Annotated in this window: 15 protein-coding genes; 6 read left to right on the top strand and 9 right to left on the bottom strand. The window is 68.1% G+C overall.

Translation table 11 applies throughout. The features are described 5' to 3' along the window. Positions 1-10 precede the first annotated feature (10 nt). Together C1Y63_RS06935 and C1Y63_RS06930 are read right to left on the bottom strand one after the other, a co-directional pair. Complete coding sequence (locus C1Y63_RS06935; RefSeq protein WP_158256111.1) at positions 11-532, bottom strand: HdeD family acid-resistance protein; 522 nt, start codon at positions 530-532, stop codon at positions 11-13. 80 nt (positions 533-612) lie between these two features. Then, complete coding sequence (locus C1Y63_RS06930; RefSeq protein ID WP_106015743.1) at positions 613-1,707, bottom strand: chloride channel protein; 1,095 nt, start codon at positions 1,705-1,707, stop codon at positions 613-615. A gap of 174 nt (positions 1,708-1,881) precedes the next feature. Between C1Y63_RS06930 and C1Y63_RS06925 the strand changes: the two genes are divergently transcribed. The 3 genes from C1Y63_RS06925 (at position 1,882) to C1Y63_RS06915 (ending at position 4,621) form a co-directional block, all read left to right on the top strand. After that, entirely contained in the window at positions 1,882-3,402 is a 1,521-nt protein-coding gene (locus tag C1Y63_RS06925) for a CoA-acylating methylmalonate-semialdehyde dehydrogenase (RefSeq protein WP_106015742.1), read from the top strand. Positions 3,403-3,412: 10 nt separating this feature from the next. Continuing rightward, on the top strand, positions 3,413-4,288 hold the full coding sequence (mmsB, locus tag C1Y63_RS06920; protein ID WP_106015741.1) for a 3-hydroxyisobutyrate dehydrogenase: 876 nt from the start codon (positions 3,413-3,415) through the stop codon (positions 4,286-4,288). A gap of 105 nt (positions 4,289-4,393) precedes the next feature. Further along, complete coding sequence (locus C1Y63_RS06915) at positions 4,394-4,621, top strand: hypothetical protein (protein ID WP_106015740.1); 228 nt, start codon at positions 4,394-4,396, stop codon at positions 4,619-4,621. A gap of 181 nt (positions 4,622-4,802) precedes the next feature. Here the strand turns inward: C1Y63_RS06915 and C1Y63_RS06910 are convergent, their stop codons facing one another. After that, positions 4,803-5,057 carry a hypothetical protein gene (locus C1Y63_RS06910; RefSeq protein WP_106015739.1) on the bottom strand — a complete coding sequence of 85 codons (255 nt, stop codon included), beginning with the start codon at positions 5,055-5,057 and terminating at the stop codon, positions 4,803-4,805. A 315-nt stretch (positions 5,058-5,372) separates the two neighbouring features. Here C1Y63_RS06910 and C1Y63_RS06905 point away from each other — a divergent pair, with 315 nt between their 5' ends. Next, entirely contained in the window at positions 5,373-6,878 is a 1,506-nt protein-coding gene (locus C1Y63_RS06905) for a GntP family permease (protein ID WP_106015738.1), read from the top strand. On the opposite strand, the gene C1Y63_RS06900 is transcribed toward C1Y63_RS06905, so the two are convergent. Further along, on the bottom strand, positions 6,875-7,444 hold the full coding sequence (locus C1Y63_RS06900) for a TetR/AcrR family transcriptional regulator (protein WP_106015737.1): 570 nt from the start codon (positions 7,442-7,444) through the stop codon (positions 6,875-6,877). The genes C1Y63_RS06905 and C1Y63_RS06900 overlap by 4 nt on opposite strands. Positions 7,445-7,527: 83 nt before the next feature. On the opposite strand from C1Y63_RS06900, the gene C1Y63_RS06895 reads away from it, so the two are divergent. Continuing rightward, complete coding sequence (locus C1Y63_RS06895) at positions 7,528-8,268, top strand: excalibur calcium-binding domain-containing protein (protein WP_106015736.1); 741 nt, start codon at positions 7,528-7,530, stop codon at positions 8,266-8,268. A 58-nt stretch (positions 8,269-8,326) separates the two neighbouring features. Here C1Y63_RS06895 and C1Y63_RS06890 read toward each other — a convergent pair whose 3' ends face one another. Continuing rightward, the gene (locus C1Y63_RS06890; RefSeq protein WP_106015735.1) at positions 8,327-9,583 is read right to left on the bottom strand and encodes an HNH endonuclease signature motif containing protein; all 1,257 of its coding nucleotides are present in this window, start codon (positions 9,581-9,583) and stop codon (positions 8,327-8,329) included. Between the two features lie 182 nt (positions 9,584-9,765). Continuing rightward, positions 9,766-11,835: a phenylacetic acid degradation bifunctional protein PaaZ gene (paaZ, locus tag C1Y63_RS06885; RefSeq protein WP_106015734.1), complete on the bottom strand. Its 2,070-nt coding sequence runs from the start codon at positions 11,833-11,835 to the stop codon at positions 9,766-9,768. A 62-nt stretch (positions 11,836-11,897) separates the two neighbouring features. On the opposite strand from paaZ, the gene C1Y63_RS06880 reads away from it, so the two are divergent. Continuing rightward, the gene (locus C1Y63_RS06880) at positions 11,898-12,293 is read left to right on the top strand and encodes a PaaI family thioesterase (protein ID WP_106015733.1); all 396 of its coding nucleotides are present in this window, start codon (positions 11,898-11,900) and stop codon (positions 12,291-12,293) included. On the opposite strand, the gene C1Y63_RS06875 is transcribed toward C1Y63_RS06880, so the two are convergent. Genes C1Y63_RS06875 through C1Y63_RS06865 form a run of 3 tightly spaced genes read right to left on the bottom strand, consistent with a single transcriptional unit; the run spans position 12,290 to position 15,122 of the window. After that, a complete protein-coding gene (locus C1Y63_RS06875; protein WP_233195631.1) occupies positions 12,290-13,087 on the bottom strand; it encodes a 3-hydroxyacyl-CoA dehydrogenase family protein in 798 nt (265 codons plus the stop codon). The two genes, C1Y63_RS06880 and C1Y63_RS06875, sit on opposite strands and share 4 nt — an antisense overlap. Positions 13,088-13,134: 47 nt before the next feature. After that, on the bottom strand, positions 13,135-13,869 hold the full coding sequence (locus C1Y63_RS06870; RefSeq protein WP_199189082.1) for an enoyl-CoA hydratase/isomerase family protein: 735 nt from the start codon (positions 13,867-13,869) through the stop codon (positions 13,135-13,137). 32 nt (positions 13,870-13,901) lie between these two features. Further along, positions 13,902-15,122, bottom strand: a complete 1,221-nt coding sequence (locus tag C1Y63_RS06865) for a thiolase family protein (protein ID WP_106015731.1) — start codon at positions 15,120-15,122, stop codon at positions 13,902-13,904. Between the last annotated feature and the right edge of the window lie 28 nt (positions 15,123-15,150).

The raw sequence follows: 15,150 nt of genomic DNA, 5'->3' as shown, positions 1-15,150 counted from the left end.
AGGGGGTGTGCTATGAGGCCGGTGTCTTGAAGAACTCCACGATGCGCAGCACTCCGTAGACGATGAAGGTCACGGCGATGACGTACACCACCGCCACGGCGGAGAGCAGTGGGTTCGCCAGCACCACGAGGCCGAACACTACACTTGCCACCCCGCTGAGCAGCAGCACCGTGGTGGCTCGCTTGCCGATCACCTTCCCCTCGCTCACCGCAAGCATGATGCGCCCGATGCCGACCATGAGCAGCCAGAAGCCCAGCAAGAAGGGTACGAGACTGGCTTGCTCCAGCAGCCCGCCGGCGAGCAGGCCGATGCCCACGAGAATGCCGAGGATCGCGGAGACAAGCTTCCATCCGGAGCGCTTCTCATGGGACAAGTAGTCGGCGAGGCTGACGATGCCGTCGACGAAGACGCAGAAAGCGAAGAACCACCCGAGGAACGCCATGTTCCACAGGGGGTTGGCAAAGATGAGGCAGCCGGTGATGATGAACAGCACCCCGGTTGCGAGAGTGCGCCAGTGGCGCTGGGTAGGCATCAGAAAAACTCCTGTGAGTAAGAAACACAGCATCAGCCGTGTGGACTATCCCCCACCCTACGCCGCAGCACGCCTGCTACCTAATGGTGCTCTGTGGGCTCCGCCGCGAGCGGCGCCGCCAGCGCGCCGGCAGCAATGCCGATGACGAGCGGCACGTACGCCAGGCCCGGCACGAGGAAGAGCACGACGAAGAACACGACGAGCGGCTTGCGGGTCACCACCGTGAGCAGCGCGCCCATCGCCGCCACCGCCGTCACCCCCACCGGCGCGACCGCCGTGCCGAGCATCGTCGCGACGAGCAGCATGGGGAAGATCACCCCGCCGCGCCACCCGGAGCGCACGGTGAGGATGACCGCCCCCAGCTTCGCCACCGCCCCCAGCAGGAGTGCCGCGGGCGCGTAGGCCTCGGGGTGGGTGCCGATCTGCAGCAGCTCCTGATCGCCGGCAAAGCGCAGGTGCGGCCACGCGGTGAACACGACCGCCAGCAGGGCGCTGCCCACGAGCGTCACCCGCGCCGAGGGCGGGCGGACGGCGAGGCGGTCGGCCCAGGTGTAGGCGCAGCCCACCGCCGCCGCGAGCAGTGCCGCCCCCACCACAGCGGGCAGCGCATCCCAGGTCAGGGTGATCTCGGCGCGGATGCGCAGCGAGGGCGTGTGGCTGAGCATCACCACGCCGAGAAACGCGCCCAGGCCGGCGGTCGCCGCCACGAGCTGCAGCACCTTTCGCCCGTCGAGGCGGCGGGAGCCCAACAGCACACCCGCCACCGGGGAGCCGTAGAGGGCGCCCAGGGAGGCGTCCACCCCGATCTCGGCGATGAGGTCCCGCTCGTGGGCGTCGCGCAGGCGGGCGGCCACGAGGGCGGACAACTCCCCCACCACGGCGATGATGCCCGCCTCGGGGCCGATGGCGCCGCCGGCGACGACCGCGAGAAACGCGCTGAGCGCCAGCACGGCGCCCCGGCGGCGGTGCCCCGCCCCGGGCAGCAGGGTGTCCAGGTAGGCGATGAGCGCGCCGGCGCCGAACACGATGGGGGCGATCATCCACCGCTGCGGCAAGTGCTCCCAGAGGGTGTGCTGGGCGGCGTGCATCGCCACGAACACGGCGGCGGCAATCGCGCCGGCGAGCGCGCCGTAGGCAACTCCCAGCAGCGCGAGGCGGGGACGGAAAGCAGTCATAGGGCCCAGCTTAACCCCATTCGGGCTACCCCCACGGCAGCCGCGCAGCCAGGACCCACGGGGGTGAATCGTGTTCACCGACACACAATTCGCCGCACAGAACGCTGGCTCACACTAGGCTGTGAGCCACACCATGTAGCGGTGGTCACTTTTCCCACGATTGGAGTTGTCCCCATGAGCCCCGTTTCCTACGGCCACTACATCAACGGCACCCGCACCGCCGGCACCTCCGGCCGCACCCAGGACGTGTTCTGCCCCGCCACCGGCGCGGTGCGCGGCACCGTCGACCTCGCGAGCGCGGCGGAAGTCGACGCCGCCATCGCCACCGCCGTCGCCGCACAGCCCGGCTGGGCGGCCACCAACCCCCAGAAGCGCGTCCGCGTCCTCATGAAGTGGATCGCGCTCATCGGCGAGCACCTCGACGAGCTCGCCGAAGTCCTCGCCCTCGAGCACGGCAAAACCTTCGAGGACGCCAAGGGCGACGTCATCCGCGGCGTCGACGTGCTCGAGTTCGCCCTGTCCGCACCCCACATGCTCAAGGGCGAGTTCTCCGACTCTGTCGGCGGCGGCATCGACACCTACTCAATGCGGCAGCCCCTCGGCGTCGTCGCCGGCATCACCCCCTTCAACTTCCCCGCCATGATCCCGCTGTGGAAGGCCGGCCCGGCACTCGCCGCCGGCAACGCCTTCGTCCTCAAGCCCAGCGAACGGGACCCCGGGGTGCCGCTCCGCCTGGCGGAGTTGTTCACCGAGGCCGGCGGCCCGCCCGGGGTGTTCACCGTCCTCAACGGCGATAAGGAAGCCGTCGACGCGGTTCTGCACCACCCCGCCATCCAGGCAGTCGGGTTCGTCGGCTCCACCGCCATCGCCCAGTACATCTACACCACCGCCGCCGAGCGCGGCATCCGCGCCCAGTGCTTCGGCGGGGCGAAGAACCACATGATCATCATGCCGGACGCGGACCTCGACCAGGCGGCCGATGCCCTCGTCGGCGCCGCCTACGGCTCCGCCGGGGAGCGCTGCATGGCGATCTCGGTGGCCGTGCCCGTCGGCAAAGACACCGCTGAGAAGTTGCGCGACAAGCTCCTGGAGCGCATCCCGCAGCTGAAGGTGGGGCACTCCCTCGACCCGGAGGCCGACTACGGGCCCGTCATCACCCCCGCCGCGAAGGAACGCATCACCACCCTCATCGGCGAGGGTGTGGCCGCCGGCGCGGAGCTGCTCATCGACGGCCGCGGGCAGGGCGCAACGGACGCGGAGTTCGACGGCCAGTCGCTCGCCGACGGCTACTACGTCGCGCCGACTCTCTTCGACCACGTCACCCCCGACATGAGCATCTACACGGAGGAAATCTTCGGCCCCGTGCTCTGCATCCTCCGCGCGAACTCCTACGAGGAGGCCCTCGCCCTGCCCTCCGAGCACGTGTACGGCAACGGGGTGGCGATCTTCACCTCCTCCGGGGCGACCGCCCGCGACTTCGCGCAGCGCGTCCAGGTCGGCATGATCGGCATCAACGTGCCCATCCCCGTGCCGATCGCCTACCACACCTTCGGCGGCTGGAAGGCCTCCGGCTTCGGCGACTTGAACCAGCACGGCCCCGACTCCTTCCGCTTCTACACCAAGACGAAGACGGTGACGTCCCGCTGGCTCGACGACGCCGCCGGCGCATCCTTCGTCATGCCCGTCATGGATTAAGGAGAGCACCATGGAACTCGCAGTCATTGGCCTCGGCAACATGGGCGGCCCCATGGCGGCCAACCTCGTCGCCGCCGGGCACACCGTCCACGGCTTCGACGTCACCGACATCGCCCGGGAGAAAGCGGCCGCCGCCGGGGTGCAGCTCCACGACTCGGCCGCGGACGCCGCACGGGAGGCACGCATCGTCGTCACGATGCTGCCCAACGGCAGCCTTGTCCGCAGCGTCCTCGCCGAGTGCGCCCCGGAGTGCACCCCCGGCACCCTCTTCGTCGACTCCTCCACCATCGGTGTCGGCGAAGCCAAAGACAACCACCAGTACCTCGCCGCCGCCGGCCACCGCTACATTGACGCCCCCGTGTCCGGGGGAGTCACCGGTGCTGCCGCCGGCACCCTCGCCTTCATGGTCGGCGGCGCAGCAGACGACCTCGCGGACGCCGCCTGCGCCCTGGACATCATGGGGCGCTCCACCACCCACTGCGGGCCCGTCGGCGCCGGCGCGGCCGCGAAGCTGTGCAACAACATGATCCTCGGCATCCAGCAGATCGCCATCGCCGAAGGCCTCACCCTCGGCGAAAGGCTCGGCCTCGACCCGCAGGCCTTCTTCGACGTGGTGTCGAACTCCACCGGCGCCTGCTGGGCACTGACCACCAACTGCCCCGCCCCCGGGGTGCTCGGCACCGCGCCCTCCGACAACGACTACACCCCCGGCTTCGCCACCAACCTCATCGTCAAAGACCTCGGTCTCGCGATGGACGAAGTGGCCGCCACCGGCACCCGCGCGCAGCTCGGCGCACTCGCCGCCGAGATCTACCGCCACCTGGCCGACAGCGGCGCCGGAGCGAAAGACTTCTCCGTCATCTACGACACGCTCCGCAGCGCCTAACACAACCCCCGCAGCCAGCTCTGCGGGGGTTTTCTCGCGCTAGAGTGGGCGTAAAAAGACCAGCAGTAACTCCCCCTGTAGGCCCCCTCTGTTTGGAGATCCGCCATGCGCCGCCTTGCCGCCGCCCTCCTAGTATGCACCCTGCCCTTCTCGACGCTGCCCGCCGCCCACGCCGCCCCGGAAGTGACGGCCACCGATACCGACCTCAGCTCCGAATTCCCCATCGTCGGCTCCGCCGTGCACACCGTCGGCACCCTGTTTCTCCTCTTCGGATTCGCCGGATGGATGTGGACGACCTTGACCTACTACGACTACTCCAAGCCGGCTCGCTGACGAGCACGATTGACGACGGCCTCGATCATCTCTTCCACGTATTCAGGCGAGAGATAGGGATCCGTTCCGAGGGGACCGTCAGACTCGTAGTCAACCCGCTCCAGCTCACCATTGGGGTGAAGGATGTAGTACGTGCCCCTCGCGAGTCGGCGGCCTCTATTCTTGCGGCGACGCAGCCACGTCATCTCTTGCCCCCTGCAGTCTCGTTGATAGGCGTGGCGTTCGCGACGGCGCGGTCAAAGTCCCGCGCCATTTCCTCGAAGTCCTCATCGGTGAGGCTCTCAAGGTAACCGTCAGGCAGGATAGGGACCGTCCCCGGCGGCCCGTACGTCCTGTACTCAGCCCGGAGCAGTTCGCCGTCAGGGCGGACAACGTAGAAGTATCCCTTGTCGTCCTGGGATTCCTTCTTCTTAAAGAGTCGTTTCCACCACGCCATTGCCGCCCCTTGTCCGTCGCCTGGGTGCCGCCACGCTATCACCGACAGGCCGGACGCATCGGTCCCCCTGTCACACTCTTTCGCCACGCCCCTGCGTCGACCGCGCATTATCAGGGACAACGCTGAGAATTGCTGCGGCCATGGACTTTGTCACAGCACGCGTTACCCCCGCCGGCGCGCCTTGCCCCTGCACCGTGGGGGTGCATAGTGTTCACCGTCACGAAAAATCCCGCACCATTGCGCGGCTCACAGTAATCTGTGTCGCAAGCCACGCTGCGCTGTGCAGCATGTTCCTGACACGTGTGGGAGGTACCCGTGACGATTCCCCTTCTTGGCATCGTATTGTCCCTGGCCGTCTTGCTGGTGTTGGCCTATCGCGGCCATAGCGTCGTGGCCGTGGCCCCCATTGCGGCACTCGTGGCGGCGGTGTTTTCGGGCGTGCCGCTCCTGGCGACGTATACCCAGATCTTCATGCCTGCGTTGGGGAAGTTCATCGTGTCGTTCTTCCCGTTGTTCCTTGCGGGCGCCATCTTCGGCAAGTTGATGAGTTCCTCCGGCTTGGCGGCGGACTTGGCGCAGGGTATTTCCCGCCTCTTTGGGCCGAAGCGGGCCATGTTGTCGACCGTTGTAGCGACGGCACTGTTGACCTATGGTGGCGTGAGCGCCTGGGTGGTGGCGTTCACGATCGTTCCGATCGCCTCGGCACTGTTCCAGGAGGCGGGGATTCCGAAGCGGCTGATGCCGGCCGCGCTGGGGCTGGGCACGATCACGTTTGCTCTGGCGGCGCTGCCGGGCAGCCCGCAGGTGCACAACGTGATTCCGACGCGGTATTTCGCGACGACGACGTACGCGGCCCCGGTGCTGGGGCTGGTGGCTGCGGTCATCATGTTCACGTTGGGGATGGCGTGGTTGGAGTACCGCATCAGGGCGTTGCGGGCCGCCGGGGAGACGTACCTGCCCGCGGAGGCTGCGGATGCGCCGGCGGACCCGGCGGCGGTGCCCTTCGTGGAGCCGGCGATTGAGCCGCAGCCGCACGTGGAGCCGGGGCACGTCGTCACGCACCTGGAGGATCCGGCGAGCCACACCCACGTCGAGCATGTTGCCGGCGCGGGCGCGAACCGGTGGCAGTTGCGGGCGCTGATGGGCCTGGCACCGGTGGCCGTCGTCATCGGCATGAACTACCTGTTCCTCAGCGTCTTCGCGCAGCGGATGAACTTCGACTACCTCGCCGAGGACAAGTACGGGGCGACGAGCATTACGGCCGTGCAGGGCGTGTGGAGTGTCGTCGTCGCGATCGTCACCGCCATCATCCTCATCTTCGCGGTGCGACCCCGGCTCGTGCCGCTGATGCTCAGCGAACTGTCCGAGGGGGCGAAGAATGCGATCCTGCCGTGCTTCACTACTGCCAGCGAGGTGGGCTACGGCGCGGTGGTGGCGTCCCTGGCGGTGTTTGCCTTCATCAAGAGTTCCCTGTTTGAGGTCGGCGGCGGCGCACTGACCGTGGGCGTGTTGTCCACGGCGGTGATTTCCGGGATCACGGGCTCCAGCGCCGGCGGCCTCTCCATCACCTTGGAGGCGTTCGCCGACCAGCTCTCCACAATGGCCGCCCAGGAGGGCCTGTCAGTCGAGCTGCTGCACCGCATCATCGCGATGGCGTCCGTGTCCTTCGATTCCTTGCCGCACAACGGCGCCATCCTCACGATGCTGCTGGTGTGCAACATGACCCACAAGCAGTCCTACAAGGACATCGCGGCGGTCACGATCGCGGTGCCCATCATCGTCCTCGGCGTCGTACTCGGCCTGGTGCACCTGGTGGCCTAATAGCCGTCAATGACCGACTGGACGAGTGTCGCGTAGTAGTCCTCCACCACCTCTGTCGGGTGGGTGGCGAAATCGGGGTCGCCGACGCGGCGCATGAACGACAAGCCGATGAGCAGCCCAACGGCGGCCTGGGCGCGCTGCTCCGGGGCGGGGTGCGGGTGGGGCGCCTCCGCCGCTATGCGGGCGCACAGCCGGCCCGTAATGTCGCGCTTGATGCGCTCCCCCATCGCCGCCAACGTCGCATCGGAGCCGCCGGCCACGCACAGGATCCGCACCATCGAATACGGGGCATCGATGGGGGCGGACAGCGTCTCGGCGACGGCCGCGCGCCCCACCTCAGGGAAAGGGCCGCCGAACATCGTCTCCCCGGAGGCGGAGAAATCCAAGGTGTCCTCAAAGATGCGCTCCTTGGAAATGCCGTGCTTCATCACCAGGCTGGGCGACACGCCCGCCGCCACCGCAATGTCCTTGACTGACACGTCCGCGTAGGAGCGGGAGGAAAACAACAGGCGCGCCTGCTCCAGGATGCGCTCACGCGTCGAAGGCTGCGGTGTGGTGCTCGTCATAGGGCCCAGGGTACTGAAACTTCCACCACTGCGTTCGTGGCTTATGCTGAAACTCCCCAACCGTTCACACCCTTGTAAGTACCATGTCGCCCCTCTCTCGTGCCCTCAAGGCGCTGCTGCGCCTGCTTGCCTTCGTCTCGTTCATCCTCGCGGCCATGTTCATCGTCTTCGGCCCGCTGGTCGGCAGCCCCAGCTTCATCCTCACCGGCCTCGGCCTCGGCCTACCGGGCGCGTGGATGCTGTGGAAGGATGCGCAGGACTCCCGCGCCGCCACCAACAGCCTGGTACCCGCAGGCTCGACACCCCGCAGGCCGCGCCACTGGGGCAAGGTGTGGATCGCAACTATCGTGCTGGCCATCAGTGGCATAGCCATGGCAGACACTGAGGAACTCGAAGAGCAGCAGCCCGCCGCCCCGGAAACGACGAGTTCCACGACCACGAGCAGCACAACGCGCACCAGCAGCAGCACGAGCAGCACCACGCGGACCACGAGTAGCTCTGCGCGGACCACCAGCAGCACCACGACGATCATCACCACCGAGGAGCCCACGCCGGAGCCGATGGAGGAGCCTGCGCCGCTGCCTCCGGTGGAGCCCACCCCGGAGGTCGTCGAGGCGAATGTTCCGGAGGAGACCCCGGAGGCGCCTGTCGGGTTCCTTGCTCCCCCGCCGGAGGAACCCAAGCCCGTGTACGCGAGTAACTGCTGCCAGGCGTACAAGCTGGGCATTGCCCCCATGTATCAAGGCAACCCGGATTATGTCTCCCGCCTCGACGGGGATCACGATGGTGTTGCCTGCGAGAGCGTGCCGAAGAACTGTTTTTAGGCACGACGAGTAGCCCCCGGACCACCCCTGGATCCGGGGGCTGCTCACGCCCCACTACTTACGGCCCCCGCAAGTGCCGCAACGTCTCACCCGCTGCGAACCGCGACATCGTCGACTCTCCTGCCGTGGCCCGGCCACGGAACTTAAACCTCACCCTGCCGTCAGCGTCCCTCTGGAACTGGCCCCGGCTGCGGTTCGGCCCCGCGTCCCGGTTCAGCCCATGATGCCTGGCACACAGCAACGCGAGATTGTCGACGTCGGTTTTGCCGCCGTACCGCCAGGCCTTCAAATGATGCACCTGACACCGGGCACTGCCCTGATTACAGCCGTCTGCCTGGCACACACCCTGCTCCGCGTGCAACGCAATCCGCTGCGCCACCGACGCAAGCCTCTCCGTGCGCCCCAGTGCGATGGGGACGAAGGTGACCGGATCGTGGATACACAACCACCAATCCGCCTCATCGATCAGTGCCTGCACCTCGTGGCCATTCAACGTGCCACCGGTGCTTGCTAGATACTCAGCCTGCGTGCCGAGCAACTCCTGGGCAGTGACACTGACCACCAGGGCAGGCGCCCCACTACCCACAGTGATAGCCCGCTTCAAACCCTCGATCGCAAGCCACGCCGGGTTCGGCCCCTCATCATCCTTCTTCTTGGTCTTCTTCGAGTGCCGCAAAGCGCCCTTCATCACGGCCTCCCCCTGGGCGATAAACCCATCAAGAAGACCCTTCGTCGTCGGATCACACTTCGCCGTCAACGTGTACAAGCCATCAGCGTCCGTGGTGCTGCTCCAGTGCAGGCTTTCCGCCCCCGGCTTCGCAGGCTCACGATCCGAAGCCGGCTCCTGCCGCTCCTTCAACATGCGCTTCGCGTCCTTGATCGGCCGACCAGCCACCAGGCGGGCCAACTCCAACCGCGCGGTGGGATCCTCCGGGGTGGCCTTGCCCTCATTGGCTTTCACCACCGCAGCATTGATGTCATCGACCGTGGCGTCACTCAGCTGCCCACTCAGGTGCATGTCGCGGAATTCGGCTTGGGCTGCGCGCTGGTCTTTCCGCACCGGCTTGTACATCGACGCACCCCGGGTGATGAGCTTCTTTGCTTCCCGGGCGGGCACAGCATAAAGCTCTGCGAGGTAGTCCTCGGTGCGTGGGGAGGCGACCTCGTCACCGGCGTTGTCTTGATCGGCGTAGTAGGCGTATTCGGCGAGGAGGTGTTGGGCAGCGCGAAGCTGCGGCTGCGCTTGTTCCATCGCTGCGCGCCGCTGTTCGGAGGTCATGCTGGGCATGGCCTGGGTGAGGCTGATCCAATCCATGCCGCACACCCTAAGAGCACAGCAACCCGGAAATCTAGGGGGTGCGCGCAAGCCTGTGGATAACTCACCCCGCCCACACCGTGTGCGCAGGTGGTAGGGGGTGCGAACCTTGGTCCACAGGCACGACAAAGCCCCCGCCGCGCGCTGCGACGGGGGCGTTGGGTGTGGCCAGTGGCCTGGCCTTAGCCGCGGGTGGGCTTGGGCGTGGTGCGCTGCTTTTCGACGAGGGTGAGCACGTCGTAGGTGGCGACGAGTTCGTCGTTCTGGTTGTACAGCACGGTGTCCCAGGCGACTTCGCCGTAGTCGTCGGTGACGCGGGGGGTGATCTTCTTCGCGGTGAGTTCGACGCGGATGCTGTCGCCGTAGGTGACGGGGGTGACGAAGCGGAGGTTCTCCAACCCGTAGTTCGCGAGCACCGGCCCCGGGGCGGGTTCGACGAACAGGCCTGCGGCCCAGCTGACGAGGAGGTAGCCGTGGGCGACGCGGCGGGGGAAGAAGGGGTTGGCGGCGGCGGCGTCTTCGTCGGTGTGGGCGTAGAAAGTATCGCCGGTGGTCTCCGCGAAGTGGGTGATGTCGTCGAGGGTGACCTCCCGCAGGTCGGAGGCGAATTGGTCGCCGAGCCGCATTTCACTCAAGTCCTTTTGGAAGGGGTGGTCGGCGGTGCCGTTCTCGACGTCGGCGCGGGTGACGCGCTGGGTGGTGGCACCGCGGTGCCACTGGCCGGTGATAGCGGTGAGGTGGTCGGGCGTGCCCTGGAGGGCGGTGCGCTGCATGTAGTGCTTGACGCCGCGGATGCCGCCGAGTTCTTCGCCGCCGCCGGCGCGGCCGGGGCCGCCGTGGATGAGGTGCGGCAGGGGCGAGCCGTGGCCGGTGGTGGTCTTCGCGTCGTCGCGGTCGAGGAGGTGGATGCGGCCGTGGTGGGCGGCGATGCCGCGGGCGAGGGTGCGGGCCACCGCCGGATCGTGGGTGCACACGGTGGCGACGAGGGAGCCCTGGCCGCGGGCGGCGAGTGCGATGGCCTCGTCGAGGTCGCGGTAGCCGAGGATGCTGACGACGGGGCCGAAGGCTTCCGTGTCGTGGACGGCGTCGGGGGTCTCACCGGTGAAGGTGAGGATCGTCGGCGGGAAGAACGCCCCCTCCGCGCCTTCGGGGCCGCCGAGGACGACGTTCCCGCCGGCGGCGATGAGTGCCTCGACGGCGCGGGTGACGTCGGCGCACTGCTCGGTGGAGGCCAGCGGCCCCATAGTGGTGCCGTCGTCCCGGGGGTCGCCGAGACGCACCTTGGCCTCGACCTGGGCGGCGAGGTCGCGGGCGACCTTCTCCACGAGGTCCGCCGGCACGATGGCGCGGCGGATGGCGGTGCACTTCTGCCCAGCTTTGGCGGCGAGTTCCTGGAACAGCACCTTGAGGTAGGCCTGGTATTCGGCGTCGTCGGCGTCGGGCCCGAGGATGGCGGCGTTGAGGGAGTCGGCCTCCGCGGTGAAGCGCACGCCACCCTCGGCGACGTTGCGGTGGCTGCGCAGCAGGTTCGCGGTCGCCGCGGAGCCGGTGAATGCGACATGGTCGCGGTAATCGAGGTAGTCGAGCAGGTCGCGGGCGGAGCCGGAGATGAGGCTCAGTGCGCCTGCGGGCAGGATGCCGGAGTCGACGATGAGCCGCACGCAGGCTTCCGTGAGGTAGCCGGTGGGGGTGGCGGGCTTGACGATGGTGGGGACCCCGGCGATGAAGGCGGGGGCGAATTTTTCGAGCATGCCCCACACGGGGAAGTTGAAGGCGTTGATCTGCACGGCCACCCCCAGCAGCGGGGTGTAGATATGGGTGCCGAGGAAGGATCCGTCCTTGGACAGCACCTCCGTGGGCCCGTCGACAATGACCTGCGAGTTCGGTAGTTCGCGGCGGGCTTTGGAGGAGAAGGTGAACAGGGTGCTGATGCCGCCGTCGATGTCGATGAGGCTGTCGCGGCGGGTCGCACCCGTGCGCGCGGAGATCTCGTAGAGTTCCTCGCGGTGGTCGTTGAGGTAGGTAGCCAACTCCTTGAGCTTCAGGGCCCGCTCGTGGAAGGTGAGCGCGCCCAGGCTGCGCTGCCCGGTGGTGCGGGCGTAGTCGACGGCGGCGGCGATGTCGAGGCCCTCGGTGGAGACCCGGTAGAGTTCGGCGCCGGTGGAGGCGTCGACGGCGAGGGCGGCGCGGGTGGGGTTGTCGGGGGCGACCCAGGTGTCGCCGAGGTAGCTGGGCAGAACGGGGGTGGTCATGTGAGTCATCCTTTGTTGAGAAGAGAACACCTGCCGACTATCCGGTCGGTAAGGTGGAGGGCATGTGCAAAGACACGTGGGAGATTGTCCTCGGCCAGCTTGACGAGAAGATGGGCGTCGAGGTCCTCGAGCAGTCCGCCGAGCGGGTCGTGGCCCGCATGCCCGTGGAGGGCAATCGGCAGTCCTTAGGCCTACTGCACGGGGGTGCGATGGTGTGCCTCGCGGAGGCGGTGGGCAGCTGGGCTGCCGTCATTCATGCCTCCGCGTCCGGCAAGGTGGCCGTCGGGGTGGATATCAACGCCACCCACCACCGCAGCGCCACCGAGGGGTTCGTGACCGCCACCGCCACCGCCATCAAGCTGGGGCGGACGTTGACGAGCCACGAGGTGGTCCTCGTCGACGAGGCGGGCCGGCGGCTGTGCACCGCCCGCATCACGAACGCCCTGGTGGAGCGCTAGTAGGTGTAGAAACCTGCGCCGGTTTTCTTCCCCAGCCGGCCCTCGGCGACCATGTCGCGCATGAGCTGCGGGGGCGCGAAGCGCTCCCCGAGGGTGGATTCGAGGTATTCGGCGATGCCGAGGCGCACGTCGAGGCCGACGATGTCGGTGAGTTTCAGCGGGCCGACGGGGAACTTGTAGCCGAGCACCATGGCGGTGTCGATGTCCTCGGGGCTGGCCACGCCTTCCTCCACCATGCGGATCGCTTCGAGGGCGATCGCCACCCCGAGGCGGGAGGAGGCGAAGCCGGGAGCGTCGCGCACGACGACGGGGGTTTTGCCCAGCTCCGCCACCCAGCCGCGGGCGCGGTCGATGAGCGCGGTTGGGGTGTGCTCGGCCTGGATGATTTCCACCAGGGTGCTGGCGGGCACCGGGTTGAAGAAGTGCAGGCCCAGCACCCGCGCGGGATCCTCGAGGGTCGCCGCCAGGTCGCTCACGGAGATCGAGGAGGTGTTGGTGGCGATGATGGCCTCCGGGTTCGCGGCGGCAATATTACGAAAGGCTTCGGCTTTGAGCTCGAAGTTTTCGGGCACCGCTTCGATGACCAGGGGGCAGTCGGCGAAGGCCGCGACATCGGTGGCGAGCTGCAGGCGGCCGAGGATCTCCTCGCTTGTGCCCTCGGCGCCGCGGGCGAGGGAGCCGTCGACGTCTTTGGTGATGCGGGCGCGCGCCACCTTCGTGGCTTCGACGCTGATGTCGACGACCGTAACGGTGGCGCCGGCCATGAGGCAGGCATGGGCGATGCCGGCGCCCATGCGGCCGCCCCCGAGAACACCAATGCGGGCGGGCAGGGTGTGGGTGGTCACTGGTTCTTCTCCTTCGTGCGCTGGAGGAAGGCCTCCATGCGGTCGAACTTGGCGGGGGATTCGAAACAGATCGCCTGAGCGATGTTGTCGATCATGGGGTGCGCCTCGCGGGGGGCGTGGAACACCTGCTTCGTCAGCCGCACCGCGAGCGGGTCCTGACGGGCGATGCGGTCGGCGAGCCGGTGGGCGGCCGGCAAAAGCTCCTCCGGGGGGTGGAGTTCGGTGACGTAGCCCGCGGCGAGTGCTTCCTCCGCGTCCAGCCGCCGGCCGGCGAGGCAGATGTCTTTGGCCAGCGGTTCGCCCACGATGTCTTTGAGCCGCCACAGGGCGCCGGCGGCGGCGATGATGCCGAGGCCGGTTTCGGGCTGGCCGACGATGATGCGGGGTGTGCCGATGCGGAAGTCGCCGGCGAGGGCGAGTTCGCTGCCGCCGCCGAGGGCGTAGCCGTCGACGGCGACGATGACGGGCATGGGCAGCGCCTGGAGGCGGGCGAACAGGGTGGAGTTCACGCCCCGCAGGGCGTCCTCCCGGCGGCGCTCGCGCAGCTGCCCGATGTCCGCCCCGGAGGCGAAGATGCCGTCGCTGCCGATGAGGATGAGGATTTTCGGGGTGCGTTCCAGCTCGGCGGCCACGGCGTGGAGCTCATCGACCATGACCTGGTCGATGGCGTTGCGGACCTCCGGGCGGTTGAGTGTCACGACGACGCGGTCGGCGTGGTGGGCGACGGCGATGGCGCGGAATTCTTGGGTGCGCACAGCATCAGTCACGACTGCTCCTCCTTGTCGACGCGCTCGAGGAGCAGGGCGGTGCCCTGGCCGACACCGACGCACATGGTGGCCAGGCCCCGGGTGGCACCTGTGGCTTCCAGCCGGTGGAGGAGTGTGACGGTGATGCGGCAGCCGCTGGAGCCCAGCGGGTGCCCGAGGGCGATCGCCCCACCCCAGGTGTTGACGATGTCGGGATCGAGCCCCAGCTGCTCAATGCAGGCCAGCGACTGGGTGGCAAACGCCTCGTTGAGTTCGACGGCGTCGAGGGAGTCGGTGTCCCAGCCGGCGCGCTCCAGGGCTTTCTTCGTCGCGGGGACGGGGCCCAACCCCATGACCTCCGGGGCGAGGCCCGCGGCGGCGGCGGCAACAATCCGGGCGCGGGGGGTGAGCCCGTATTTCTCGATCGCGGCCTCGGAGGCCACGACCACGGCGGACGCGCCGTCGTTGAGGGAGCTCGCATTGCCGGCGGTGACGACCTCCCCGCCGGCGACGACGGGCCGCAGGCGGGCCAGGACCTCCTCGGTGGTGCCGGCGCGCGGCCCCTCGTCCGTGTCGACGATCGTCTCCCGCCCCTTGCGGTCGCGGACCACCACCGGCACGATTTCTTGGGCGAAATGCCCGGCCGCAATCGCCTCGATAGCTTTGCGCTGGGAGGCGACCGCGAAGCGGTCGGCGGCCTCGCGGCTAATGCCGCAGACGCGGGCCACTTCTTCCGCGGTCTCCGGCATGGAGTAGGTCATTTTGTCCTTGTGCGCGAAGGTGGGGTTGACGAAGCGCCACCCGATGGAGGTGTCGAAGACCTCCCCCGGCTTCGCGAACGGGGTCTCGGGCTTCGCCATGACCCAGGGGGCGCGGCTCATGGATTCCACCCCGCCGGCGACGACGATGTCGGCCTGCCCGGAAGACACCATCGCCTCGGCGAGCGCGATCGCCGACATCCCGGAGGCGCACAGGCGGTTGACGGTCATACCGGGGACGGTGTCGGGGAATCCTGCGAGCAGCCACGCCATGCGGGCCACGTTGCGGTTTTCCTCCCCCGCCCCGTTGGCGTTGCCGAGGATGACTTCATCGACGGCCTCCGGGGGGATGCCGGCGTCCTCGACGGCGGCGCGCACAGCAATCGCTGCGAGGTCGTCGGGGCGGACGGTGGACAGGGCGCCGCCGTAGCGGCCGACGGGGGTGCGGCGGGCACTGACCAGATACGCTGGGGTACTCATCACGCGTGTTCCTTCCTCGCGCGCGGCG

The organism is Corynebacterium sp. 13CS0277, from assembly GCF_002994655.1.
In the GTDB taxonomy this organism is placed as follows: Bacteria; Actinomycetota; Actinomycetes; order Mycobacteriales; family Mycobacteriaceae; genus Corynebacterium.
The sequence above is the reverse complement of the archived record's forward strand: the minus strand, read 5'-3'. Positions and strand labels throughout refer to the sequence as shown.